Origin of the sequence: Defluviimonas sp. D31, from assembly GCF_033436765.1 — a bacterium.
Lineage (GTDB): Bacteria > Pseudomonadota > Alphaproteobacteria > Rhodobacterales > Rhodobacteraceae > Albidovulum.
On the sequence record NZ_JAWQFN010000003.1, the window covers coordinates 243,987 to 267,598 of the forward strand.

A 23,612-nucleotide genomic window follows, 5' to 3' on the forward strand; every position below is an offset into this window, starting at 1 on the left:
GCGGCGTTGACTATCGGACGGCGGACCCTTACATCGCGATGGTCCCGTGAGGGCCGAGCCGCACCCGGTTTCGCAGCCGTTCTAGGCATAGCGCGAGGTAGCGGCAAGGCCGCGTTTCTTCACAGGTCAGTCAGTCGAACCCGAGCGGAGAAAAAATGCTGGGCCTCGGAACAATCGCGAAGAAGGTCTTCGGCACGCCGAACGACCGCATGGTCAAGTCGGTTCGCCCGCTGGTGGCGAAGATCAACGCGCTGGAACCGGAATTCCAGAACCTCTCCGACGAGGGGATCAAGCAGAAGACCGAAGAGCTGGCCAAACGGGTGCAGTCGGGCGAGAGCCTCGACTCGGTCCTGGTCGAGGCCTTCGCCAATTGCCGCGAAGCGGCGAAGCGGGCGCTCGGGCTCCGGGCCTTCGACGTGCAGCTGATGGGCGGGATCTTCCTGCACCAGGGCAACATCTCGGAGATGAAGACCGGCGAGGGCAAGACGCTGGTCGCAACGTTCCCGGCCTATCTCAATGCGCTCGCGGGCAAGGGCGTGCACATCGTCACTGTCAACGACTACCTCGCCAAGCGCGACGCGGACTGGATGAGCAAGGTCTATTCTCAGCTCGGGCTGACCACCGGTGTCGTCTACCCGTTCCAGTCGGCCGAGGAGAAGAAGGCCGCCTATCAGGCCGACATCACCTACGCCACGAACAACGAGCTCGGCTTCGACTACCTGCGCGACAACATGCGGGGCTCGATCGAAGAGATGATGCAGCGCGGGCATTTCTTCGCGATCGTCGACGAGGTCGATTCGATCCTGATCGACGAGGCGCGGACGCCTCTGATCATCTCCGGGCCGAGCCATGACCGCTCCGAGCTTTACAAGACACTCGACGCCTTCATCCCGGAGCTGACCGCGGAACATTACAAGCTCGACGAGAAGGCCCGCAACGCGACCTTCACCGAGGAAGGCAACGAATACCTCGAACAGCGACTGACCGAGGCCGGCGTGCTGCCCGAGGGCCAGACGCTCTACGACCCGGAATCGACGACGATCGTCCACCACGCCACCCAGGCGATGCGGGCGCACACGCTTTTCCACAAGGATCAGCACTACATCGTCAGGAACGGCGAGATCGTGCTGATCGACGAGTTCACCGGCCGTATGATGGCGGGGCGGCGGCTTTCGGACGGCCTTCACCAGGCGATCGAGGCCAAGGAAGGCGTGTCGATCCAGCCCGAGAACGTGACGCTCGCCTCGGTGACCTTCCAGAACTATTTCCGTCTCTACGAGAAGCTTGCAGGGATGACCGGCACGGCTTCGACCGAGGCCGAGGAGTTCATGGAAATCTACGGGCTCGGCGTTGTCGAGGTGCCGACCAACCGGCCGGTTGCGCGGAAGGACGACCACGATCAGGTCTACCGCACGGCGCGCGAGAAGTACGAGGCCATCATCAAGCGCATCCAGACCGCCAACGAGAAGGGCCAGCCGATCCTCGTCGGTACGACCTCGATCGAGAAGTCGGAGATGCTGTCGGAGATGCTGAAGAAGGAAGGCATCACGCACAACGTGCTCAACGCTCGCCAGCACGAGCAGGAGGCGAAGATCGTCGCTGATGCCGGGAAGGTCGGCGCGGTGACGATCGCCACCAACATGGCCGGCCGCGGCACCGACATCCAGCTCGGTGGCAATGTCGAGATGAAGGTGATGGAGGCGCTCGCCGCCGATCCCGAAGCCCATCCCGACGAGATCCGCGCCCGGATCGAGGCGGAGCACGCAGAAGAGAAGAAAAAGGTTCTCGAGGCGGGCGGGCTCTTCGTCCTCGCCTCCGAGCGGCACGAGAGCCGCCGGATCGACAACCAGCTCCGCGGCCGCTCGGGCCGGCAGGGCGATCCGGGGCGGTCGTCGTTCTACCTCTCGCTCGAGGACGACCTGATGCGGATCTTCGGGTCCGAGCGGCTCGACAAGGTGCTCTCGACGCTTGGCATGAAGGAAGGCGAGGCGATCGTCCATCCTTGGGTGAACAAGTCGCTCGAGCGAGCCCAGTCCAAGGTCGAGGGTCGCAACTTCGACATCCGAAAGCAGCTCCTGAAATTCGACGACGTTATGAACGACCAGCGCAAGGTGATCTTCGGCCAGCGGCTGGAGATCATGCAGGCCGAGGATCTCGAGGAGATCGTCGGCGACATGCGCCACCAGGTCATCGACGACGTGGTCGACCAGTTCCTGCCGCCGAAGAGCTATGCCGAGCAGTGGAACACTGCCGGTCTGGACGCGGCGGTGAAGGAGAAGCTCGGGCTCGCGCTTCCGGTCGCCGACTGGGCGGCCGAGGAGGGCGTCGATCAGGAAGAGATGCGCGAGCGGGTCTACAAGGCCTCCGACGAGCTGATGGCTGAGAAGGCTGAAGCGTTCGGGGACGAGACCATGCGCCAGATCGAGAAGCAATTCCTGTTGCAGACGATCGACACCAAGTGGCGCGAGCATCTGGTGACGCTGGAGCATTTGCGTTCGGTCGTGGGGTTCCGCGGCTATGCACAGCGCGATCCGCTGTCGGAATACAAGACCGAGGCTTTCACGCTCTTCGAGAACCTTCTCGACGGTCTGCGCGAGGACGTGACGCGCAAGCTCGCCCAGGTCCGGCCGATGACCGAAGAGGAGCAGCAGGCGATGCTGCGCCAGATCAACGAGCAGCAGGCGTCCCAGAACGCGGCCGCCGCGGCGCCCGCCCCGGTTGCCGCGATGGCGGAGGCGGCCGAGGGTTTCGATGAAATGGACCCGGCGAGCTGGGGCAATCCCGGCCGCAACGATCCCTGCCCCTGCGGCTCTGGTGACAAGTTCAAGCATTGCCACGGCCGTCTGGTCTGACGCGGCCCGCGATGACGGCTGGCCTTGGCGTGAATAGCGTGGCGGGCGCCCGGATCGGGGCCCGCCATTTTCGCGACCAGACCCTGCGCTGAGGCTCGCATCGATATCTGCGGGCGGAGCCGCTGCGCCAAGAGCGCGAGCGCTTGATGCCGCAAATCGGATCTGCTTGTGCCCGGCGCGAGGATGACTCCCGGAGCCACATTCCCGGATGCGGAGGACCGGTCAAGACATGCAGCAGGGTGCCGGCCCTGTCGATCAGAAATAACCCTCGGCCCGGAAGCTGAGCTCTCGGGACTTGCCGACAATCAGATGGTCGTGGACGACGATCCCCATGACGCGCGCGGCGTCCTGGATCTGCCCGGTGACAACGATGTCCTGCTCCGACGGGGTCGGGTCGCCTGACGGGTGGTTGTGGACGAGGATAAGCGCGCTGGCATTGAGTTCGAGCGCCCGCTTGACCACTTCGCGGGGATAGACCGGAACATGGTCGACCGTGCCGCGGGCCTGCTCCTCGTCGGCGATCAGCACGTTCTTGCGGTCGAGATAGAGCACGCGAAATTGTTCCGTCTCCCGATGCGCCATCGCGGTGCGGCAATAGTCGAGAAGCTGGTCCCACGACGACAGGACTGCGCGGTGCATGACTTTCGCCCGCGCCAGCCGGTGCGCAGCCGCTTCGACGATCTTCAACTCCTGCACCACGGCGTCGCCGACGCCCTGCACCTCGGTCAGACGGTGGGCGGGCGCGGAGAGCACGCGGTTGAAATCGCCGAAGAGGTCAAGCAGCCGCCGGGCGAGCGGCTTCACGTCCTGGCGCGGAATCGCACGGAAGAGCACGAGCTCAAGAAGTTCGTAATCAGGCATCGCCGCCGCACCGCCGTCCATGAAGCGGGCACGCAACCGCTGGCGATGATCCCGGATATAGGAGGGCAGCCGGCCCTCCGGCAGCGGGGCCGCGAGAGCCTCGTCGCCCGGAAAGAGCGGCATCGGAGCTTCGTGAAAGGCGCGAGTCGGTCCCATGCGGCCAGATTCCTGCGTCGTGGTGAAGGATCGGTTAACAAGCGCACGTTTAGGGGCCGGATCCGCCAAAAGCAGAACGGCGCGGCCTTGGGACCGCGCCGTCATCGTTTTTCCGGCGTGTAATCGCGCCTCAGCCCTTCATCCCGTCCCAGAAGTTCTTGACCTTGGAGAAGAACGACGAGCCTTCGGGGTTGTTGTCCTCGCTCAGGCGTTCGAACTCTCGCAGAAGTTCGCGCTGCTGCGCGGTGAGGTTCACCGGCGTCTCGACCGCGATCTCGATCAGCATGTCGCCGATCCCGCCCCCGCGGAGCGCCGGCATGCCCTTGCCGCGCAGCCGGAGCTGCTTGCCGGTCTGCGACCCGGCGGGGATCTTCACGCGGCTGCGGCCGCCCTCGATCGTCGGAACCTCAACCTCGCCGCCGAGCGCGGCGGTCGTCATCCAGATCGGCACCCGGCAAAAGAGATTGACGCCGTCACGCTGGAAGAGCGCGTGTTCGCGGACCTCGATGAAGATGTAGAGATCGCCTGCCGGACCGCCGCGCATCCCGGCCTCTCCCTCGCCGGCGAGACGAATCCTCGTGCCCGTCTCGACTCCCGCGGGGATGTTGACGGAAAGCTGGCGCTCCTTCTCGGTGCGTCCGGCGCCGTGGCACGCCTTGCACGGGTTCTTGATCGTCTGGCCGAGCCCGCCGCAGGTCGGGCACGTGCGCTCGACCGTGAAGAAGCCCTGCTGGGCGCGGACCTTGCCCATGCCCGAGCAGGTCGGACACGTCTGCGGTTCGGCCCCGCCTTCCGCGCCGGTGCCGTTGCATATGCCGCAGGCAACCGAGGTCGGCACGGTGATCGACTTCTGCGCACCCCGGTAAGCCTCTTCGAGCGTGACCCGGAGGTTGTAGCGCAGGTCCGAGCCGCGCTGGGCCCGATTGCGGCCGCCGGGGCCGCCGCGGCCGCCCATGAAGTCGCCGAAGAGATCCTCGAACACGTCGGAGAACGCGCTGGCGAAATCGCCCTGCTGGCCAGGTCCACCGCGACCGCCGCCGCGTGGGCCGCCGCCCATCCCGCCCTCGAAGGCGGCATGGCCGAAGCGGTCATAGGCCGCCTTGCGGGTGTCGTCCTTGAGGATGTCGTAGGCCTCGTTCACTTCCTTGAACTGGGCCTCGGCTTCCGGCTTGTCCTTGTTGCGGTCAGGGTGAAGCTCCTTGGCCTTTGCCCTGTAGGCTTTCTTGATCTCGTCGGCCGATGCGCCGCGGGAGACACCGAGAACCTCGTAGAAGTCGCGTTTCGCCATTCTTCGCCCTCTCGGGGAACGCGCGGGCCGGCCCGACATCAGTCAGGCCGGCCCCGGGGTTCCGGTCGCGTCAGTTGCGCTTCTTGTCTTCGCCAAGATCCTCGAAGTCGGCATCCACGATGTCGTCATCGACGCCGCGCGGGCCTTCCTCGTCGCCTTCCGGCGCTGCACCCTCGGCCTGGCTCGCCTTGTAGATCGCCTCGCCAAGCTTCATCGCTGCGTCGGTGACGTTCTGGATGCCGCCCTTGATCTTGCCGGCATCCTCGGACTTCAGCGTTTCCTCGAGCGCGCCGATGGCCAGCTCGATCGCCTCGACGGTGGAGGCGTCGACCTTGTCGCCGTGCTCTTCGAGCGCCTTGCGGGTCGAGTGGATCAGGCTTTCCGCCTGGTTCTTGGCCTCGACCAGCTCCTTGCGCTTCTTGTCGCCCTCGGCATTGGCCTCGGCGTCCTTGACCATCTTCTCGATCTCGTCGTCGGACAGACCGCCCGAGGCCTGGATGGTGATCTGCTGCGCCTTGCCGGTGCCCTTGTCCTTGGCGTTGACCGAGACGATGCCATTCGCGTCGATGTCGAAGGTGACCTCGATCTGCGGCAGGCCGCGCGGCGCGGGCGGGATTTCCTCGAGGTTGAACTGGCCGAGGAGCTTGTTGTCCGCCGCCATCTCGCGCTCGCCCTGGAAGACCCGGATCGTCACTGCGTTCTGGTTGTCTTCGGCGGTGGAGAAGATCTGGCTCTTCTTCGTGGGGATCGTGGTGTTGCGGTCGATGAGGCGGGTGAAGACACCGCCGAGCGTCTCGATGCCGAGCGAGAGCGGGGTCACGTCGAGCAGGACCACGTCCTTCACGTCGCCCTGAAGCACACCGGCCTGGATCGCGGCACCAAGCGCCACGACCTCGTCGGGGTTCACGCCCTTGTGTGGCTCCTTGCCGAAGAAGTTCGTCACTTCCTCGATCACCTTCGGCATCCGGGTCATGCCGCCGACGAGCACGACCTCGTCGATGTCGCCCTTCGAGAGACCGGCATCCTTCAGCGCGTCGGCGCAGGGCTTCATCGACTTCTTGATAAGGTCCGCGACGAGCGATTCCAGCTTCGCACGGGTCAGCTTCATGACCATGTGCAGCGGCGTGCCGGTGTTCTTGTCCATCGAGATGAACGGCTGGTTGATCTCGGTCTGCTGGCTGGAAGAAAGTTCGATCTTCGCCTTCTCGGCCGCTTCCTTGAGACGCTGCAGCGCCATCTTGTCGCCGGTCAGGTCGACGCCATGCTCCTTTTTGAACTCCTCGGCGAGGTAGTTCACGATGCGCATGTCGAAGTCCTCGCCGCCGAGGAACGTGTCGCCGTTGGTCGACTTCACCTCGAAAAGGCCGTCGTCGATCTCGAGGATGGTGATGTCGAAGGTGCCGCCGCCGAGGTCATAGACCGCGATGGTTCGGGTTTCCTTCTTGTCGAGACCGTAGGCGAGCGCGGCCGCCGTCGGCTCGTTGATGATCCGCAGGACTTCGAGACCGGCGATCTTGCCGGCGTCCTTGGTGGCCTGACGCTGGGCGTCGTTGAAATAGGCCGGGACGGTGATGACCGCCTGGGTGACCGACTCGCCGAGATAGCTCTCGGCGGTTTCCTTCATCTTCTGTAGGATGACCGCGGAGATCTGCGCGGGGGAGTATTTCTCACCCTTCACCTCGACCCAGGCGTCGCCGTTGCCGCCGTCCACGATGTGGTAGGGGACGAGCTTCTTGTCCTTCTCGACCTCGGCGTCGCCGATGCGGCGGCCGATCAGGCGCTTGACGGCATAGACCGTGTTGGTGGGGTTGGTGACCGCCTGGCGCTTGGCCGGCTGGCCGACGAGACGCTCGCTGTCGGTGAAACCGACGACCGAGGGCGTGGTGCGCGCGCCTTCCGAGTTCTCGATGACGCGCGGTTGCGCCCCGTCCATGATGGCGACGCAGGAGTTCGTGGTCCCGAGGTCGATCCCGATGACTTTGGCCATGTATGTACCTTTCCTTCGGCGATGATGTGGCGCCAGATCCGATCGCGGCCCCTGACACCGATCCCAAGATTTCGGCCGGGTGATCCCGACCGGCTTCGTGGGGTATATAAGGAGGGGAAATTGACGCTGCAAGCGCCGTGACGGCGGGAAAAACAGGGAAAATCCGTGGAAAACAGCGACCAGCCTCCGGCATCGCCCGAACCGCCCGATCGCACCGCCCTGATTGCGGGGGCGGCGCTGTATTCCGGGTATCTCGATGCCGTGGAACAGGCCGCGTTGGTCGGAGACATCCGCGCCGTCGTCGCGGCTGCGCCCTTGTTCTCGCCGCTGACGCCCTGGGGAAAGCCGATGTCGGTGCGGATGACCTCGGCCGGTAAATACGGCTGGTATTCGGACCGCAAGGGCTACCGGTATGCCCCCCGCCATCCCGACGGTATCGACTGGCCGCCGATTCCGGGGCGGGTGCTGGCGATCTGGCGCCACCTGGTAAGCGCCGAGCGCGATCCCGATTGCTGCCTGGTGAACTTCTACGGCGCGAAGGCTCGGATGGGTTTGCATCAGGACCGTGACGAGGCCGATTTCCGCTGGCCGGTCCTGTCGATCAGCCTCGGTGACGACGCCCGGTTCCGGATCGGCGGCACGACACGCGGCGGGTCGACCGAGAGCGTCTGGCTGCGGTCGGGCGACGTCCTGGTGCTGGGCGGGGAGGCGCGGCTCGCCTATCACGGCGTCGACCGGATCGCGCCCGGGACATCGACGCTCCTGCCGAATGGCGGGCGCATCAACCTCACGCTTCGGGTCGTGGATTGAACGGCGGAACTCCGTCCGGACCAAGATTACATCAAGAAGCCGGATCCATTCTCGAGGGCTGATGCCGGCCCGGCAGGCGCCACGAGGCACCGGGCGCCCGGATCAGCGCGCCGCGTTCCAGCTCGCCGAGGCGTGTTTGCGCGCCTGGAACTCGCCCATCAGTCCGATGACGATCAGCGCGAGCGCGAAATAGACCGGGTAGGTCAGCGACGAGTTGTGAGGGTTGTAGTTTATGAACACATAGCCGCGCATCTGGTCGATGATATGGAAGAGCGGATTCCAGTCGAACATGCTCAACATCGAAAAGCTGAGCGTGTTTCCGACAAACATCTTGCCCGAGGCAAATATGTTGACGCGGCCGTAGATCGTTTGCGCGACCCTGGCGAAGGCCGGCCACCACGGCTTGATCGCGAGCACGACCATGCCGACCCCGACCCCGTACAGCCAGGACAGGATGAGCATCCCAATGGCGCCGATGGGATCGTCGATCTGCACCGGCGCGTAGGCCATGTGATAGACCCCGAGTATGACCACGATCGACAGGATTTGCGTGTAGAGCGCGGCGAGTGCGGCCGAGCCGATCGCGATGGCAGTATTCATCGGCGCGTGCAGCATCATCCCCGAGGTCGGGCCTTCCGAGCCGATCACCGCGCCCGACGTCTTGACGTTGCACATGAAGGTGAAGATGCCCGTCATGATGTATACGGTGAAATCGCCGCGAATCGCACTGCCGCGCATTCCGAGCAGATTGAAAGTCACGATGAAGGCACCGATGAAGATCAATGTCTGCAAGATGTTGGTCAGAAGCCCGACCAGAGCATTCTTATGGTCGCGCCGGATCGCGCGCACCGTGCTGTGATAGATGAGTTCGAGGATCGCCAGCGACGAGTTCAGCCGGGTTCTCCGCCTCTCCACTCCGAACATGTCGCCTTGCCCGATTCCGCTGATGATGCCTGAGACTGGTGTTTTTTCGCCCGGAAATCTTGCCGATCCTTTAGCGGGCGATCATAAGGTGAACCGCTCTGCCGATCAACTCGCACCGAATGAGGAGATGCCGCCTTGGATTTCGACCGCCTGACGATGGTGATGCGGCGCCTCGCGCTCGAGGCCGGGGACCGGATCATGGAGATTTACAATTCCCCTGATTTCGAGGTGCGGTCCAAGTCCGACGCAAGCCCAGTGACCGAGGCCGACGAGGCCGCCGACGCGCTGATCTCCGAAGGTCTCGCCGAGGCGTTTCCCGCCGTGGCCCTCGTCACCGAGGAGCAGGCTGCGAGCCATGCACAGGAGGTCTCGACCTTCCTCATCGTCGATCCCCTGGACGGAACCAAGGAATTCGTCCAGCGGCGCGGCGACTTCACCGTCAATATCGCCTATGTCGAGGACGGCGTTCCGCTGCGCGGCGTCGTCTTTGCGCCGGCCAAGGGGCGGCTCTTCTATACGCTCGGCGATGGACGCGCGGTGGAGGAAAAGGGCGCCTTCGACAAGGAGACGCCCGGCGAACAGGTGCCGATCACCGTGTCGGTGCCCGACAACCGGGGGCTGATGGTGGTGGCCTCGAAGTCGCATCGCGACCAGGCGACCGACAACTACATCGCCGCCTATGCGGTGCGCGACATGACGAGCGCGGGATCGAGCCTCAAGTTCTGCCTCGTCGCGACCGGCGAGGCCGATCTCTATCCCCGGCTCGGGCGGACGATGGAATGGGACACCGCCGCGGGCGACGCGGTGCTGCGCGGCGCGGGCGGCGAGGTGGTTCGCTTCGACGACCACGGCCCGCTCACCTACGGCAAGCCGGGCTTCGAGAATCCGTTCTTCATCGCCTATGCGCCGGGCGTTCTTCTGGTGAAACAGTGACCGTTCTCGTCGTCATTCCTGCCCGCTATGCCTCGACACGCTATCCGGGCAAGCCGCTCGTCGCGCTGAGGGGCGCGGATGGCGAGGCGCGCACGCTGATCCGGCGCAGCTGGGAGGCCGCAGTGCAGGTCGCGGGCGTCGACCGCGTCGTCGTTGCGACCGATGATGACCGTATCCGCACCGAGGCCGAGGGGTTCGGCGCCGAGGTAGTGATGACTTCTGAAACCTGCCGCAACGGCACCGAACGCTGTGCCGAGGCGCATGCGGCGCTGGGCGGCGGCTACGATATCGTCGTCAACCTTCAGGGTGACGCGCCCCTGACGCCGCACTGGTTCGTCGAGGCGCTGGTTGCCGGTCTGCACGCCGATCCGGGCGCCGACATCGCGACGCCGGTCCTGCGCTGCGACGGGCGGGCGCTGAACGGGTTCCTCGACGACCGCCGCGCAGGACGCGTCGGCGGCACGACCGCGGTCTTCGGCACCGGCCGCCGGGCGCTCTACTTCTCTAAGGAAGTGATTCCCTATACCGGCCGGCATTACGCCGACGACGAGGCGACGCCGGTCTTCCATCATGTCGGCGTCTATGCCTACCGTCCCGCCGCGCTCGCCGCCTATCCGGGTTGGGAAACCGGCGCGCTCGAGAACCTTGAGGGGCTCGAGCAACTCCGCTTCCTCGAACATGGCCGCGCGGTTCTCTGCGTCGAGGTCGAGGCGCGTGGACGGCAGTTCTGGGAGTTGAACAACCCCGAGGACGTTCCGAGAATCGAAGCGATGATGGCCGAGATGGGCATGTCGTAAGCGCGGCCGGTGTTCGGGCGCGCGGTTCTGATTCGGCACACTATCCGGCGAAACAGAATACTGTCCGGCGAAAGGCCGCTCCGGGCAGGCGTTTTCGAACTTTTTTCGTAAAAAAGCGGAAAAACATCGTATGGTTGTTGTTCGGGATTAGAACCGAGTATCAGTCGACGCAAAGCATACGATCGCCGGGCACCACGCCCGCGGGTAATGAAATGACGGTGGTTTAAATGAACGCGAAAGTAACGAAAGCAATTTTTCCTGTTGCGGGCCTTGGAACGCGGTTTCTGCCAGCAACGAAGTCAATTCCGAAAGAGATCATGACACTCGTTGACCGGCCACTGATCCAGTACGCCATCGACGAGGCGCGCGCGGCGGGAATCACGGAGTTCATCTTCGTGACCTCTCGCGGAAAGAGTGCGCTCGAGGACTATTTCGACCATGCCAACGAGCTTGAGTCGACCCTGGAGGCAAGCGGCAAGACCGCGCTGCTCGATACGCTGCGGGCGACCAACATGGAATCGGGCGCGATCGCCTACATCCGCCAGCACAAGGCGCTGGGCCTTGGCCATGCGGTCTGGTGCGCGCGGCGGCTTCTGGGCGACGAACCCTTCGCGGTGATCCTGCCCGACGACGTCATCGCCGCCGAGAAGCCCTGCCTGCAGCAGATGGTCGAGGCCCATGCCGAGGTCGGCGGCAACATGGTCGCCGCGATGGAAGTGGCGCCGGAAAAGGCCTCGTCCTACGGCGTGCTCGACATCGGCGAGGACATGGGCTCGATCGTGTCGGTCAAGGGCATGGTGGAAAAGCCGAAGCCCGCGGATGCGCCGTCGAACCTCGCGGTGATCGGGCGCTATATCCTGACGCCCGAGATCATGACCAACCTCGACCGTAAAAAGGCCGGAGCGGGCGGCGAGATCCAGCTGACCGACGCGATCGCCGAAGAGATATCCAAGTCGAACAACGTCTACGGGTTCCGGTTCCGCGGCCAGCGTTTCGATTGCGGATCGAAGGCGGGGTATCTTCAGGCGACGGTCGCCTTCGGGCTGGCCCGCGAGGAACTGCGTGACGAGCTGCGCGACTTCCTCGTCGGCATCACCGCGATGCAGAAGGCGGCCGAGTAGCATCGATGGACCGCCACATCCTCGTCACCGGGGGCGCGGGGTATATCGGATCGCATGCCTGCAAGGCGCTCAAGGCGGCGGGCTACGTTCCGGTTACCTTCGACAACCTAGCCACCGGCTGGCGGGCGGCCGTTAAGTTCGGCCCGTTCGAAGAGGGCGACCTTTCCGACCGAGCCCGGCTTGACGAAGTCTTCGCGCGCTGGCGACCCGAGGCGGTGATGCATTTCGCCGCCTTGAGCCTCGTTGGCGACGCGATGCGCGATCCAGGATCCTATTGGCGGGTGAACGTGCTCGGTGCGCTCAACCTTGTCGAGGCGGCGCTGGCTGCGGATTGCCGGCGCTTCGTCTTTTCCTCGACCTGTGCAACCTATGGCGACCAGGACGGTGTGATCCTTGACGAGCAGACGCCGCAGGAACCGTTGAACGCCTATGGCAAGTCGAAGCTGGCGATCGAGCAGATGCTCGGCGATTTCGGCGCCAGCCACGGTCTCGAATCGGTGATCTTCCGCTACTTCAATGTCGCCGGCGCCGATCCCGAGGCCGAAGTTGGCGAATGCCACCGGCCCGAGACCCATCTCATCCCGCTGATGCTCGATGCGATCGAGGGCCGGCGCCAGGCTCTGACGGTTTTCGGCACCGACTATCCGACCCGTGACGGAACATGCATCCGCGATTACGTCCATGTGGCCGATCTCGTGGACGCACATGTGGCCGGGCTGGGATGGCTCGAGGCGGGGAAAGGCTCGCGCGTCTTCTGCCTGGGGACGGGGCGGGGCTTTTCGGTGCGCGAGGTGATCGACCAGTCGCGCGCGGTCACCAACCGCGAGGTTCCGGTGACCTTCGGCACCCGCCGCGCCGGCGATGCGGTGAGCCTGGTCTGCGGCAGCGAACGCGCGGCGCATGAGCTCGGCTGGCTGCCGGCGCGGTCCGACCTCGCGACGATGATCGCCGATGCCTGGCGCTGGCACCGCTCCGGCGGCTACGACGGGGCGTGACCGTGCTACCCCGGTGCCGTGCGGAGGCCGGTTTGATCGTCATTCCGCAGTTTACCTGAAGGGTCGTCGCCTGTATTGTCGGGCCCCAACAAGAAAGTTCTGTTGGGGCTGGAACTGACGGGCATGAATGGAAGCGGACATTTCGGCCGCGATCCGGACAGGCCATGCAACCTCGCCTTAACCAGAATGCGTCGAGGATGACGCGGCCGCCTGAGATTGCGGGGCGAGAGGATCGGGTTGGGACTCTGGAAGCGATACCGTTTGCGGCTCCTGCGCAAGAGGATGCGCTTCCGCGCGTTCCGCAAGCGCCGCGAGCTGTCGCTGGTGGCGAACCGGTTGGGGCGGGTTCGCCGCAATGACATTCTCGTTGCCGCCGTGCTTCGAAACGAAAGGATCAGGCTGCCCTATTTCCTGCGCTATTATCGCGATCTCGGGGTCAACCACTTCCTGTTCATCGACAATGGCTCTGATGATGGCTCGCGGGATTATCTCGCGGCGCAAGAGGATGTGACGCTCTGGACGGCGCGGGCGAGCTACCGCGAGGCGCGCTTCGGTGTCGACTGGCTCAACTGGATCCTGATGCGCCACGCGCGCGAGCACTGGGTGCTTGCGCTCGATGTCGACGAGTTCTTCGTCTACCCGTTCTGCGACACGCGGCCGATCCGCGCGCTGACCGACTGGCTCGATACGTACGAGATCCGCAGCTTTCCGGCGATGCTCGTCGACATGTACCCGAAGGGTGGGATCAGCGCGGTGCCCTATCGCGAAGGCATGAACCCTTTCACGATCGCGGATCATTTCGACAGCGGCAACTACACGATCTCGAAGAACGCCGAGTTCGGAAACCTGTGGATTCAGGGCGGGCCGCGCGCGCGAGTCATGTTCGCCGACACGCCGAAGGAGGCGCCGAGCCTGAACAAGATTCCACTTGTGAAGTGGCGCTGGGATTACTGCTTCGTGAGCTCGACCCACACGCTCTTGCCGAGGTCGCTGAACCTGACCTACGACGAAGTAGGAGGCGAAAAGGCTTCAGGATGCCTGCTGCATGCCAAATTCCTGTCGACATTCGAGGCCAAGGTCGCGGAGGAGTTGACGCGCCAGGAGCACTTCGCCACCGGCCGGGAATACGCCGCCTATGCCGAAGCCCTGAAAGAACAGCCCGACCTGTGGTGCAGATGGTCCGAGAAATACATCAACTGGCGCCAGCTCGAGATCCTTGGGCTGATGTCGAAGGGAAACTGGGCATGACGCTCGGCTTCATCATGATGTGCCACACCGCGCTCGACCGCGCCGCCCAGGTGGCACGGTTCTGGGCCGAGTCCGGCTGCCCTGTCGTCATCCATGTCGATCGACGGGTGAAGCCACGGGCCTTTCGCGCGATGGCCGACGCGCTCGCCGATCTCGGCAACGTAAGCTTTTGCGCGCGTTTCGCCTGCGAATGGGGAACCTGGTCTCTGGTGGCCGCGACACAGGCCGCCGCGACGCAGATGCTGACGCGCCACACAAACGTCCGGCACGTCTTCCTCGCCTCGGGTTCCTGCCTGCCTCTCCGGCCGGTCGAGGAACTGGTGGCTTATCTCGACACGCGCCCGGACACCGATTTCATCGAGAGCGTGACCACCGCCGATGTCGGCTGGACCGTGGGCGGCCTCGATGTCGAGCGGTTCATGTACCGGTTTCCGTTTTCCTGGCGGCGCCAGCGGCCCGTCTTCGACGCCTATGTGAACCTGCAGCGGCGGCTCAAGCTTTGCCGCAGGATCCCCGACGGGATCGTGCCGCATCTCGGCTCGCAATGGTGGTGCCTGACCCGCCAAACGCTGTCGGCAATTCTCGAAGCCCCCGACCGGCCCGCCGTCGACCGGTATTTCCGGCGGGTCTGGATCCCTGACGAGAGCTATTTCCAGACGCTGGCGCGGCGCTATTCGCGGCAGATCGAGAGCCGCTCACTGACGTTGTCGAAGTTTGACAACCAGGGCAAGCCGCACACGTTCTACGACGATCACCTGCAGCTTCTGCGCCGATCGGACTGTTTCGTCGCGCGCAAGATCTGGCCGCGCGCCGACCGCCTCTACCGCACGCTGCTTGCGCCCTCCGCCGCGCAGCCGGAGCGGGCCGAGCCGAATCCGGGCAAGATTGACAGGCTGTTCTCCAGCGCGGTCGAGCGGCGGGTGCGCGGCCGGCCCGGCCTTTACATGCAAAGCCGCTTTCCGAGGAATGACCGCGAGAACGGCAAGACCTGCGCGCCCTATTCGGTCTTCCACGGCTTCTCCGACCTTTTCGAGGATTTCGACGTCTGGCTGACGAAGACGGTCGGCGGCCGCGTGCACGGCCATCTTTTCAGCCCCGAAGGCGCGGAGTTCTCGGGCGGAGCGTCAGAGTTCAACGGCGCGCTCATCGCCAGCGCAGCCTTGCGCGACTACAATCCGAAATCGTTCCTCACCAACCTGATCTGGAACGCGCGCGGCGAGCGCCAAGTCTTCCAGTTCAGCCCCCGCGACAACCAGGCGTGCAACGCGTTCATGGCGGCCGACCGCAATGCGCAGATCTCGGTGATATCGGGCACCTGGGCCCTGCGGCTCTGGCGCTCCGGCGCCGACTTCACCGAAATCCGCCGCGAGGCAGCCAGGCTGCAAAAGCGCGAGGCCGAGCACCTGGCGATTCTGCGGTCGATGCAGGTCAAGGCGCGCGTGCGGACCTGGACCATGGCGGAGTTCATCGAGAGCCCGATGGAAGCTTTGCAGCCGATCATCGACGAGATCCGGCCGCGTGCGGCGCGCCCCTTGACCGAGGCGCCGCGGATGGTGGACCTGACCGGATTCCAGGGCTTTCTGCAAAGGCTCAAGAACGAAGGCATGCAGCCGACGCTGGTCGGCGACGTCTCTCTGGCCAGCGCGCAACGGCCGGTCGCGCAGGATTGCGCACGCCCCTACCTTGTCCGCTAGAGAGGACGCTGCGTGCAGAGCGATTTCGACTATTTCGTGATCTTTGCCGAGATGCGGACCGGCTCGAACCTGATCGAGTCGACGCTTTCGATGGTCCCGGGCATCGCGTGCCACGGCGAGGCGTTCAACCCCGCCCATATCGGCGGGCCGAACATCGACCAGATCCTCGGCATCACCATGGCCGAGCGTCAGAGCGATCCGATGGAATTGCTCGACCGGATCCGCAACGCCGAGGGTCTGAACGGCTTCCGATTCTTCTTCGACCACGAGCCAAGGGTGCTAGACGCGATCCTCGACGATCCGCGTTGCGCCAAGATCGTGCTGACGCGCAATCCGGTCGAGTCGTTTGTCAGCCTGAGGATCGCCAATGCGACCAGGCGCTGGAAGATGACCAATGTGAAGCACAGGACCACCTGGCAGCCGGTGTTCCGGTTCGAGGAGTTCGAGTCGTTTCTCGCCGAAAGGCAGGCGTTCCAGCTCCGCCTTCTCAACGCGCTTCAGGTCTCCGGCCAGAGCGCCTTCTATCTCGACTACGAAGATTCCCTGAGGATCGACGTGATCAACGGGCTCCTGCGCTTCCTCGGTGTCGATGCGGAAGTCGCGCGGATCTCCAACAAACTCGTGCGCCAGAATCCTGAGGATATGGAGCAGAAGGTCCGCAACTACCCCGAGATGGAGGCGGCGCTGCGGCGCATCGACTGGGCCAATCTCTCGCGCACCCCCAATTTCGAGCCGCGCCGCGGACCTGGCTCGCCGCAGGCCGTGGCGGCGGCGGGCGCGCCACTGCTCTACGTTCCGATCCGCCCGACGCCGGACGAGGAGCTGCGCGACTGGCTGTCGCGGCTCGGCTCGGGCGGTCTCGTCGAGGGGTTCAACAACATGACGCTGCGCGCCTGGAAGCGCGAACGGCCGGGCCACCGCAGTTTCACGCTCCTGCGCCATCCGCTCGCCCGCGCGAACGACGCGTTCAGCGAGGTTCTGACAAGCAGCGCCTACACCGAGATCCGAACCGCGCTGCGCAAACGCCACGAGGTGCCGATTCCGCTCGAGGACGAGATCGAGGCACTGAGCGACGAGGCCTACCGGGCCGCGCTCCTCGCGTTCCTGAAATTCGTGAAGGTCAACCTGAACGGCCAGACCTCTATCCGGCAGGACGCGCTCTGGGCGAGCCAGTGGTCCGTCATTCAGGGCTTCGCGCAGTTCGCGACGCCCGACCTCCTGGCCCGCGAGGAGCGCATTGGCGACGATCTCGCCTATCTCACGCGGGCAGCCGGGATCGACGATGCGCCTCCGCCTCCGGCCGCGGCCGGAACGGGGCCGGCCCTGGTGCCGCTGGCGCGAATCCATGACGTCGCGCTCGAAAACGCGGCGCGCGACGCGTATGGGCGCGACTACATATCTTACGGCTTCAGAAACTGGGGCGCGGCAGCCTGAGCGCCGCTCACGCCGCCTGGGAGGAGCGCGCCTCGGTCAGCACCGCGTGCAGTGCGGCGGGATCGTTGTTGGCGCGCAGCTTGGCGCAGGTACCCGAATCACGCATCCTGCGCGAAACCGAGGCAAGCGCCTTCAGATGCTCGACCCCGGAATCCTTCGGCGCGAAAAGCGCGAAGACCAGATCGACAGGCTGGCGGTCGACTGCGTCGAAATCGAGCGGCTTTTCCAGTCTCAGAAAGACGCCGACGACCTGGTCCAGACCATCGATTCGCGCATGCGGCAGCGCCACGCCGTGGCCGACGCCGGTCGGCCCGAGGCTTTCACGTTCCTGCAGTGCGTCGACGGCCTCGGACGCATCCAGTCCGCAGACCGAATGCGCCACTTCCGCAAGATCCTGAAACAGGCGTTTCTTGCTGGTTGCGTGACCGATAACCCGGACAGCCGCCGGCTTGAGAAGGCTCGAAAGGTCCATTTGCCTCTACTGTCTCACGCCGGCGGACCGGCGCTATCCTAGCCGGCCGACGTGTCGATCCAGCCCACGTTTCCATCGTCGCGGCGGTGGACAACACTGACCCCGCCGTTCTTCTCGTTGCGGAACACCAGAAGCGGTGAACCCGCCAGTTCCATCTGCATCACCGCCTCGCCGACCGAGAGCGAGGGGATCCTTGTCTCCATCTCGGCGATGATCATCGGCTGCAGGCTGTCCGGCTCCATGTCCGCCGTCTCGCCATTTGCGGCGAGCACATACATGGGCGCGCCCGCGAATTCAACAGGCTCCGTCCGATCGCGGTGATGGTCCTTCAGCCGGCGCTTGTAGCGGCGCAGCTGTTTTTCCATCTTCTCGCGGCAATTCTCGAATGCCGCATAGATGTCGGTGGCGTGGCCCTTGGCGGCCGCGGTCAGGCCGGTCGAGAGATGGACGGTGGTCTCGCAACTGTATTCGTAGGCGTCGCGGGCGAAGATGACGGTCGCGTCCGTCGGCCGCTGCGAGAACTTCTCTACGGTCTCGCCCAGTTCCGATTGGACATGGGTCTGCAGAGCGTCGCCCACATCGATCTGCTTGCCACTGATCCTGTATCGCATGACACCTCCTTCTTCTTGATGGGTCGGTTCCGGCCCGCCCTTTGCGGCGCCGGTCCGGCGAATGCCGTTTGCTTTGGTCAGGAAATCTTGCCGTTCTTGTGCACCGCCCGCGGCTGGCTCTGTGTTGAAACCTTCCGACGCTTTCGCCCGAACGATGAGGGTATGCGCATGCATTTGCGGTATTTGGCGACAGTTCGGCGGGCGATGTCAACGCCCTCTCTCTTCAACTGTGCACAAATAACCTCGTCCGCAAGGGGGGCATCGGCGGATTCCGCGGCAATCAGCTCACGCATCCGGCGCTGGACGTCGAAAGGCGAGATGTCTCCGTCGGGGCCGGTCAAGGCGCGCGAGAAGAAGTGCGAAAGCGGGTAGACACGGTTCCCGGCCATGAGCGCCTTGCCAGCCAATGCGCGGCCAAGAGTCGAGCCGTGCATGGACAAAGCTTCTGCAGCTTCGGCGCGCGTCACCGGCCGGATCGTGTCATGGGAGCCGAGGAAGAAGGCCGATTGCGTCGCCGCGATATAGCGGCCGATCCGCAGGAGCGTTTCGGTTCGCGCCGCGACTCCGGTCGTCATCAGGCTGGCGCGGTCGTAGAGCGCCCGGAGCGCGTCGGTGCCGAGCGCGTCGCGGCCGGTCTCCATGACGCGGAGCCGCGGCAGCGCCGCGCGCGCGGGCATGACCGAGATCTGCCCCTGCAATCCGGTCTCGACCAGGAGCTCCGGCACGATCGTTGCCACCATCTCCCGGTCGTCGCGCACCGGCGCAGAGGACAGTCCGCGCAGGAGGCCGAAGATCCGTTGCAGCTCGGCCGGCTCAAGGCCGAGGTCGTTGCCGAGTCGGGCCCAGCGTTCGACCGCGAAATCGTCAAGCCGGAGCGCGACAGCACGGGCCAGGCTGCGCTCCAGCCCGGCATCGACAAGCTGCAGTTCCAGGCACTCAACGAGTGTCCGCGCGCCGATCCCCGCGGGCTCGCAGCGTTGCAGGGCGGCAAGCCCGGCATCCAGGACGGCGTGGGGAAGACCGGTTGCGGCGGCCAGTTCCCCGAGCGGCTGGTCGAGATAACCGTCCTCCCTGAGCTCGCCGACCAGGTACAGCGCGGCCGCCTGTTCGGCCGGCCCGAGCCGCTGCAGCGCGATCTGGCGGTGCAGGCTTTCCATCAGTGATACCGGCGCGGCGGTGGTGGCAAGCGCATAGTCGTAGGCGCTTGAACCGGGGCCGCGATCCGCGACCAGCAGGAACGGATTCTCAGCCGCTTCACGGGCGATGTCCTCGGCGAGGGCGGCGGTTGACAGGCGCAGGATCGCGAGTGACTGGCGCAGCTGCGGCGACAGCCTGAGCCGTTGGCGCTGGGCAAGGTCAAGCCGGGCGTTCAGCGCCATCGGAGCCCCGATGGCTCAGGAGATCCGGAAACTCTGGCCGAGATAGACCCGGCGGACATTCTCATCGCGCACGACCTCCTCGGCGCTGCCGCTCATCAGCACCGCGCCGTCATGCAAGATATATGCCCGGTCGACGATTTCCAGCGTCTCGCGGACATTGTGGTCGGTGATCAGCACGCCGATGCCACGGGTCTTTAGGTCGTGGACCAATGCGCGGATGTCGCCGACCGAGATCGGATCAACGCCGGCGAAGGGCTCGTCCAGGAGCAGGTACTTCGGATCGGCGGCAAGGCAGCGCGCGATCTCCACCCGCCGCCGTTCGCCGCCCGACAGCGCCAGCGCGGGGGCCCGGCGCAAATGGGTGATGGAGAATTCCGACAAAAGCTCCTCGAGCCGTTCGCGGCGCTTGTGGACGTCGCTCACGGTGATCTCGAGCACGGCGAGGATATTGTCCTCAACCGAGAGGCCGCGGAAAATAGAGACCTCCTGCGGCAGATAGCCGATGCCGAGCCGGGCGCGGCGGTACATCGGCAGGCCGGTCACGTCGCGGCCGTCGAGAAGGACCTGGCCGGCATCCGGCGCGATCAGCCCGGCGATATTGTAAAAGCATGTTGTCTTGCCCGAGCCGTTGGGGCCGAGCAGCGCCACGACCTCGCCGCGTGCGAGATCGAGCGAGACGTCCCGGATCACCGGACGTCGGCGATAGCTCTTGCGCAGCTGGCGGACGCGCAACCCGACCTCGCCCTCGGCCACCGTCAGTGCCGACCTCAGGTTCATTGCTGCGTGCCCGGCTGGAGGATGGTGCGAACCCGGCCTTCCATCTGGCCGGTTCCCGTCTTCAGATCGACGGTCAGCACCTTGCCGGCGATGGTGCTGCCCGCCTGGGTCAGCAGGACGCTCCCGGTCATCACCACTTCGCCGCTATCGACCGTATAGACCGCCTCGTCGGATTCCGCCGCCTCGGTGGGGCTGACCAGCGTCACCCCGCCAGTCGCGTGCATCCGCTCGACCCTCCGCTCATCACCGGTGGCATATTCGACCAGCACCTTCGGGGCGGTCAGCCGCATCTCGCCCTGGATCACCACGACATCGCCCGTGAAAAGTGCTGTGCCGTCGTTCTGGTTGACCGTGAGAGTTTCGGACGTGACCTCGACCGGCAGTTCGGGATCGGCCTTGATCCCGCCGAACGCGACCTCTGCCGTCTGGGCGCGCGCCACCATCGGTATGGCGGCCGCCAGGGCCAGAGCGGCCGTCAGGGCGCGGAAAATCGTCGGCATTCGGGATCCTTCAGTTCGCAGACTCGTATATCAGTTTCACGCCACCATCGAAAACCAGAACATATCCGGGTTCGTCGCTCCCTTCGAGCGTGATCTGCATCCGACCGGCGGTGATCGTTCCGAACGGCGCCCATGCGTCGACGGCGCTGTCGGCGAAAAGCTCGGTCCGGTCGAGCGCGCCGTCAAGACGTTCCGTGACCATCCGGTAGCCCGACGACGTCACGATCTCGACACCGCCGCCCAGGCGCATGCGCCCGGCGTCGTTGTCGAGCCGCCCGGTGGAGGCGACGAGGTCGATCCGCTGCCCGTCCTTGAGATCATAGGCCGCGACCACCGCCTTGGCGTTGGCATTGCCGCCGTCGGCGTCGGGCCAGGCCGTCTCGGCATCCATCGTCACCGCGCCGCCGTCGGAGGTGACGCCGGAGTACTGCGGTGCGATCATGCGCCTGTCGCGGGCAAGCTCCTCGACGTTGATGTCGGTGTAAGGCAGTGCCGCGTCAGTGTCGATCCGGCGCGCGACGAGGAACAGGGTGGAGAGAATCACGAGGGCCGCGAGCGGCAGCGCGATCTTCAGCCAGAAGACCACGCGGGAATGCAGGTTGTCGCGCGCGGCCATCACCCTAGACCACGCCGGCGCGCAGGCAGTCGTGGATGTTGAGGATGCCGGCCGCGCGGCCGTCACCTTCCGGAGCCACGACGAAAAGGCAGGTGATCTTGCGGTCCTTCATCAGCGCGACCGCCTCCTCGGCGAGCTGGTCGGGACGGATCGTCCGGGGGTCCCGCGTCATCACCGCGCCCGCGGACTGGTCGAGAAGCCCGTGCATGTGGCGGCGCAGGTCGCCGTCGGTGACGATCCCGGCGAGCCTGCCCGCCGCATCGGTCACGCCGACGACGCCGAAGCCCTTCTGGCTCATCACCAGAAGCGCCTCGGTCATCGGTGTCGCCTCGGGCACCAGCGGCAGGTCGGCGCCGGAATGCATCAGGTCGCCTGCCTTGAGGAGCTTCGCGCCGAGCTTGCCACCCGGATGGAAGGTGCGGAAATGCTCCGGCGTGAAGCGGCGGTGCTCCATCAGCGCCACCGCGATCGCGTCGCCGAGCGCGAGCGTCATTGTCGTCGAGGTGGTCGGCACGATGCCGGTGCCACAGGCTTCCTCGGCGCGGGGCAGGACGATCGCCACGTCGGACTGGCGCAGGAGCGTCGACTCGGCCCGGCTCGCGACGCCGATCAGCGGGATGCCGAAGCGGCGGGTATGGGCGATGATGTCCGAAAGCTCCGGCGTCTCGCCCGAGTTCGACAGGACGAGCGCCACGTCGCCCTCGGTCACCATGCCGAGATCGCCGTGGCTCGCCTCGGCGGGGTGGACGTATTGCGCGGGCGTGCCGGTCGAGGCGAGCGTCGCCGCGATCTTGCGGCCGACATGGCCGGACTTGCCCATGCCCGAGACGATCACCCGGCCCTTCGCGTCGAGGATCAGCCGAATCGCGGCCGCGACGCTGTCGCCGAGGGCGTCTGCTAGCGCATCGAGGCCGCGCGCCTCGATCTCGATGACGCGGCGGGCGGTGGCGAGGAAGATCTCGGGCTCGGTCATCGGATCAATGCATGAAGATGTCAGCGGTGTCGCCCCAACCGAGCAGGTCGAGCGTCGCGCGGGTGGGCAGGAAGTCGAAGCAGGCCTGGGCGAGCTCCGCCCGGCCCTCGCGGGCGAGGCGGGCGTCAAGCTCGGCCTTGATCCGGTGCAGGTAGAGCACGTCCGAGGCGGCATAGTCCTGCTGCGCCTCGGTGAGTTTCGCCGCGCCCCAGTCGGAGGTCTGCTGCTGCTTGGAAATGTCGATGCCGACAAGCTCCTGCAACAGGTATTTCAGCCCGTGGCGGTCGGTGAAGGTGCGGATGAGCTTAGAGGCGATCTTGGTGCAGTAGACCGGCGCGGTGGTCACGCCGAAGGCGGCCTTCAGCGCGGCGATGTCGAAGCGGCCGAAGTGGAACAGCTTCAGCACTTTCGGATCGGCAAGGAGCCGTTCGAGATTGGGCGCGCTTTTCTGGCCCTTCGCGATCTGGACGAGATGCGCGCTGCCGTCCCCGGCCGACAGCTGCACGACGCAGAGCCGGTCGCGACGGGGATCGAGCCCCATCGTCTCGGTGTCGATCGCGACAACGGGGCCAAGATCGAGCCCGTCGGGCAGGTCGCCCTGATGAAGTTGCACCGCCATATCCCGTCCTCTGCTAGCCGTGCCTGCCAATAAAGCCTGGCGCGGCCCCGCGCAACATGGCTTGCCCGGAAGTGGGGGCCGGGTGGCGGCGGTGCAAGGGGGCGTGGCGGCCTACTTCTGGAGCGATTCGAGATAGAGCGCGAGCGACAGCGTGCGGCCGCGCACCTCGAGCACCGAGCCGTAGGGGTTCGCCGGCCCCGGCTCGCTGGAGGCGAAGACCCGCCCGAAGACCGGCATCGGGCCGCCGTGGGCACGGATCCCGGTGCGGCCGTCTATGATGTGGATCACCTTCAGCATCGGGAACTCGCCGTCGTTGGCCTTCGCCAGCAGTGTCAGGTTCGGCGAGGGAATCGTCATGACATTGGCCATGTCACCGTCGCCGAGCGCGCTCGCGCCGTGGCAGGCCGCGCAGTAGTCAGCATAAAGCTCCGCTCCGACATCCCCGTCCTGCGCCACCGCCGAGCTCGTCGCACCAAGGCCAAGAGCCATGCAGGCGGCTATTATCGTTGTATTTCTCATATTAACACCTCCCCGGTTAAACGCGATTCCCAAGAAGAGAGTAGCG

At 65.4% G+C, this 23,612-nt stretch carries 22 protein-coding genes; 9 read left to right on the top strand and 13 right to left on the bottom strand.

Features of this window, described 5'->3' with window-relative positions; genetic code table 11:
* The first annotated feature begins 155 nt into the window (after window positions 1–155).
* Window positions 156–2,852, top strand: coding sequence for a preprotein translocase subunit SecA (secA, locus tag R5H32_RS07610; protein WP_318338086.1), 2,697 nt, complete (start codon window positions 156–158; stop codon window positions 2,850–2,852).
* A gap of 255 nt (window positions 2,853–3,107) precedes the next feature.
* Here the strand turns inward: secA and radC are convergent, their stop codons facing one another.
* The 3 genes from radC to dnaK all read right to left on the bottom strand — a co-directional run bounded on the left by radC (window position 3,108) and on the right by dnaK (window position 7,144).
* The gene (radC, locus tag R5H32_RS07615) at window positions 3,108–3,869 is read right to left on the bottom strand and encodes a RadC family protein (protein ID WP_318338087.1); all 762 of its coding nucleotides are present in this window, start codon (window positions 3,867–3,869) and stop codon (window positions 3,108–3,110) included.
* A 130-nt stretch (window positions 3,870–3,999) separates the two neighbouring features.
* A complete protein-coding gene (gene dnaJ / locus R5H32_RS07620; protein WP_318338088.1) occupies window positions 4,000–5,157 on the bottom strand; it encodes a molecular chaperone DnaJ in 1,158 nt (385 codons plus the stop codon).
* Window positions 5,158–5,227: 70 nt separating this feature from the next.
* Window positions 5,228–7,144, bottom strand: a complete 1,917-nt coding sequence (dnaK, locus tag R5H32_RS07625; protein WP_318338089.1) for a molecular chaperone DnaK — start codon at window positions 7,142–7,144, stop codon at window positions 5,228–5,230.
* Between the two features lie 222 nt (window positions 7,145–7,366).
* Between dnaK and R5H32_RS07630 the strand changes: the two genes are divergently transcribed.
* Window positions 7,367–7,954, top strand: a complete 588-nt coding sequence (locus R5H32_RS07630) for an alpha-ketoglutarate-dependent dioxygenase AlkB (RefSeq protein WP_318338250.1) — start codon at window positions 7,367–7,369, stop codon at window positions 7,952–7,954.
* 102 nt (window positions 7,955–8,056) lie between these two features.
* Here the strand turns inward: R5H32_RS07630 and R5H32_RS07635 are convergent, their stop codons facing one another.
* Window positions 8,057–8,878 carry an ABC transporter permease gene (locus R5H32_RS07635; RefSeq protein ID WP_318338090.1) on the bottom strand — a complete coding sequence of 274 codons (822 nt, stop codon included), beginning with the start codon at window positions 8,876–8,878 and terminating at the stop codon, window positions 8,057–8,059.
* 135 nt (window positions 8,879–9,013) lie between these two features.
* On the opposite strand from R5H32_RS07635, the gene cysQ reads away from it, so the two are divergent.
* The 7 genes from cysQ to R5H32_RS07670 all read left to right on the top strand — a co-directional run bounded on the left by cysQ (window position 9,014) and on the right by R5H32_RS07670 (window position 17,100).
* Complete coding sequence (gene cysQ, locus R5H32_RS07640) at window positions 9,014–9,811, top strand: 3'(2'),5'-bisphosphate nucleotidase CysQ (protein ID WP_318338091.1); 798 nt, start codon at window positions 9,014–9,016, stop codon at window positions 9,809–9,811.
* Window positions 9,808–10,608: a manno-octulosonate cytidylyltransferase gene (locus tag R5H32_RS07645; protein ID WP_318338092.1), complete on the top strand. Its 801-nt coding sequence runs from the start codon at window positions 9,808–9,810 to the stop codon at window positions 10,606–10,608. The genes cysQ and R5H32_RS07645 overlap by 4 nt, the downstream gene beginning before the upstream one ends.
* A gap of 227 nt (window positions 10,609–10,835) precedes the next feature.
* Window positions 10,836–11,729, top strand: a complete 894-nt coding sequence (gene galU, locus R5H32_RS07650; protein WP_318338093.1) for a UTP--glucose-1-phosphate uridylyltransferase GalU — start codon at window positions 10,836–10,838, stop codon at window positions 11,727–11,729.
* 5 nt (window positions 11,730–11,734) lie between these two features.
* On the top strand, window positions 11,735–12,724 hold the full coding sequence (galE, locus tag R5H32_RS07655; protein WP_318338094.1) for a UDP-glucose 4-epimerase GalE: 990 nt from the start codon (window positions 11,735–11,737) through the stop codon (window positions 12,722–12,724).
* Between the two features lie 237 nt (window positions 12,725–12,961).
* Window positions 12,962–13,972, top strand: a complete 1,011-nt coding sequence (locus tag R5H32_RS07660; protein ID WP_318338095.1) for a glycosyltransferase family 2 protein — start codon at window positions 12,962–12,964, stop codon at window positions 13,970–13,972.
* Window positions 13,969–15,666, top strand: coding sequence for a beta-1,6-N-acetylglucosaminyltransferase (locus tag R5H32_RS07665; protein WP_318338096.1), 1,698 nt, complete (start codon window positions 13,969–13,971; stop codon window positions 15,664–15,666). Before R5H32_RS07660 ends, R5H32_RS07665 begins: the two co-directional genes overlap by 4 nt.
* Window positions 15,667–15,678: 12 nt before the next feature.
* A complete protein-coding gene (locus tag R5H32_RS07670) occupies window positions 15,679–17,100 on the top strand; it encodes a nodulation protein NodH (protein ID WP_318338097.1) in 1,422 nt (473 codons plus the stop codon).
* A 7-nt stretch (window positions 17,101–17,107) separates the two neighbouring features.
* Here the strand turns inward: R5H32_RS07670 and R5H32_RS07675 are convergent, their stop codons facing one another.
* The 9 genes from R5H32_RS07675 to R5H32_RS07715 form a co-directional block, all read right to left on the bottom strand.
* Window positions 17,108–17,572, bottom strand: a complete 465-nt coding sequence (locus R5H32_RS07675; RefSeq protein ID WP_318338098.1) for a PTS sugar transporter subunit IIA — start codon at window positions 17,570–17,572, stop codon at window positions 17,108–17,110.
* Between the two features lie 38 nt (window positions 17,573–17,610).
* The gene (gene hpf / locus R5H32_RS07680; protein ID WP_318338099.1) at window positions 17,611–18,183 is read right to left on the bottom strand and encodes a ribosome hibernation-promoting factor, HPF/YfiA family; all 573 of its coding nucleotides are present in this window, start codon (window positions 18,181–18,183) and stop codon (window positions 17,611–17,613) included.
* A gap of 77 nt (window positions 18,184–18,260) precedes the next feature.
* A complete protein-coding gene (locus tag R5H32_RS07685) occupies window positions 18,261–19,562 on the bottom strand; it encodes a hypothetical protein (protein ID WP_318338100.1) in 1,302 nt (433 codons plus the stop codon).
* Window positions 19,563–19,577: 15 nt separating this feature from the next.
* Window positions 19,578–20,339, bottom strand: coding sequence for an LPS export ABC transporter ATP-binding protein (gene lptB, locus R5H32_RS07690; protein WP_318338101.1), 762 nt, complete (start codon window positions 20,337–20,339; stop codon window positions 19,578–19,580).
* Entirely contained in the window at window positions 20,336–20,839 is a 504-nt protein-coding gene (gene lptA / locus R5H32_RS07695) for a lipopolysaccharide transport periplasmic protein LptA (RefSeq protein ID WP_318338102.1), read from the bottom strand. The genes lptB and lptA overlap by 4 nt, the downstream gene beginning before the upstream one ends.
* 10 nt (window positions 20,840–20,849) lie before the next feature.
* Window positions 20,850–21,455, bottom strand: a complete 606-nt coding sequence (locus R5H32_RS07700) for a hypothetical protein (protein ID WP_318338103.1) — start codon at window positions 21,453–21,455, stop codon at window positions 20,850–20,852.
* 4 nt (window positions 21,456–21,459) lie between these two features.
* Window positions 21,460–22,428, bottom strand: a complete 969-nt coding sequence (locus R5H32_RS07705; protein ID WP_318338104.1) for a KpsF/GutQ family sugar-phosphate isomerase — start codon at window positions 22,426–22,428, stop codon at window positions 21,460–21,462.
* A gap of 4 nt (window positions 22,429–22,432) precedes the next feature.
* Window positions 22,433–23,047, bottom strand: a complete 615-nt coding sequence (locus R5H32_RS07710) for a ribonuclease D (protein ID WP_318338105.1) — start codon at window positions 23,045–23,047, stop codon at window positions 22,433–22,435.
* Window positions 23,048–23,158: 111 nt separating this feature from the next.
* On the bottom strand, window positions 23,159–23,566 hold the full coding sequence (locus R5H32_RS07715; protein WP_318338106.1) for a cytochrome c: 408 nt from the start codon (window positions 23,564–23,566) through the stop codon (window positions 23,159–23,161).
* Window positions 23,567–23,612: the final 46 nt, after the last annotated feature.

What these genes read in the sequence shown, in the direction of transcription:
- secA (WP_318338086.1), top strand. Translation starts at nt 156, where the DNA reads ATGCTGGGCCTCGGAACAATCGCGAAGAAGGTCTTCGGCACGCCGAAC.
- radC (WP_318338087.1), bottom strand. Translation starts at nt 3,869, where the DNA reads ATGGGACCGACTCGCGCCTTTCACGAAGCTCCGATGCCGCTCTTTCCG.
- dnaJ (WP_318338088.1), bottom strand. Translation starts at nt 5,157, where the DNA reads ATGGCGAAACGCGACTTCTACGAGGTTCTCGGTGTCTCCCGCGGCGCA.
- dnaK (WP_318338089.1), bottom strand. Translation starts at nt 7,144, where the DNA reads ATGGCCAAAGTCATCGGGATCGACCTCGGGACCACGAACTCCTGCGTC.
- R5H32_RS07635 (WP_318338090.1), bottom strand. Translation starts at nt 8,878, where the DNA reads ATGTTCGGAGTGGAGAGGCGGAGAACCCGGCTGAACTCGTCGCTGGCG.
- galU (WP_318338093.1), top strand. Translation starts at nt 10,836, where the DNA reads ATGAACGCGAAAGTAACGAAAGCAATTTTTCCTGTTGCGGGCCTTGGA.
- galE (WP_318338094.1), top strand. Translation starts at nt 11,735, where the DNA reads ATGGACCGCCACATCCTCGTCACCGGGGGCGCGGGGTATATCGGATCG.
- R5H32_RS07665 (WP_318338096.1), top strand. Translation starts at nt 13,969, where the DNA reads ATGACGCTCGGCTTCATCATGATGTGCCACACCGCGCTCGACCGCGCC.
- R5H32_RS07675 (WP_318338098.1), bottom strand. Translation starts at nt 17,572, where the DNA reads ATGGACCTTTCGAGCCTTCTCAAGCCGGCGGCTGTCCGGGTTATCGGT.
- hpf (WP_318338099.1), bottom strand. Translation starts at nt 18,183, where the DNA reads ATGCGATACAGGATCAGTGGCAAGCAGATCGATGTGGGCGACGCTCTG.
- R5H32_RS07685 (WP_318338100.1), bottom strand. Translation starts at nt 19,562, where the DNA reads ATGGCGCTGAACGCCCGGCTTGACCTTGCCCAGCGCCAACGGCTCAGG.
- lptB (WP_318338101.1), bottom strand. Translation starts at nt 20,339, where the DNA reads ATGAACCTGAGGTCGGCACTGACGGTGGCCGAGGGCGAGGTCGGGTTG.
- lptA (WP_318338102.1), bottom strand. Translation starts at nt 20,839, where the DNA reads ATGCCGACGATTTTCCGCGCCCTGACGGCCGCTCTGGCCCTGGCGGCC.
- R5H32_RS07700 (WP_318338103.1), bottom strand. Translation starts at nt 21,455, where the DNA reads ATGGCCGCGCGCGACAACCTGCATTCCCGCGTGGTCTTCTGGCTGAAG.
- R5H32_RS07705 (WP_318338104.1), bottom strand. Translation starts at nt 22,428, where the DNA reads ATGACCGAGCCCGAGATCTTCCTCGCCACCGCCCGCCGCGTCATCGAG.
- R5H32_RS07710 (WP_318338105.1), bottom strand. Translation starts at nt 23,047, where the DNA reads ATGGCGGTGCAACTTCATCAGGGCGACCTGCCCGACGGGCTCGATCTT.
- R5H32_RS07715 (WP_318338106.1), bottom strand. Translation starts at nt 23,566, where the DNA reads ATGAGAAATACAACGATAATAGCCGCCTGCATGGCTCTTGGCCTTGGT.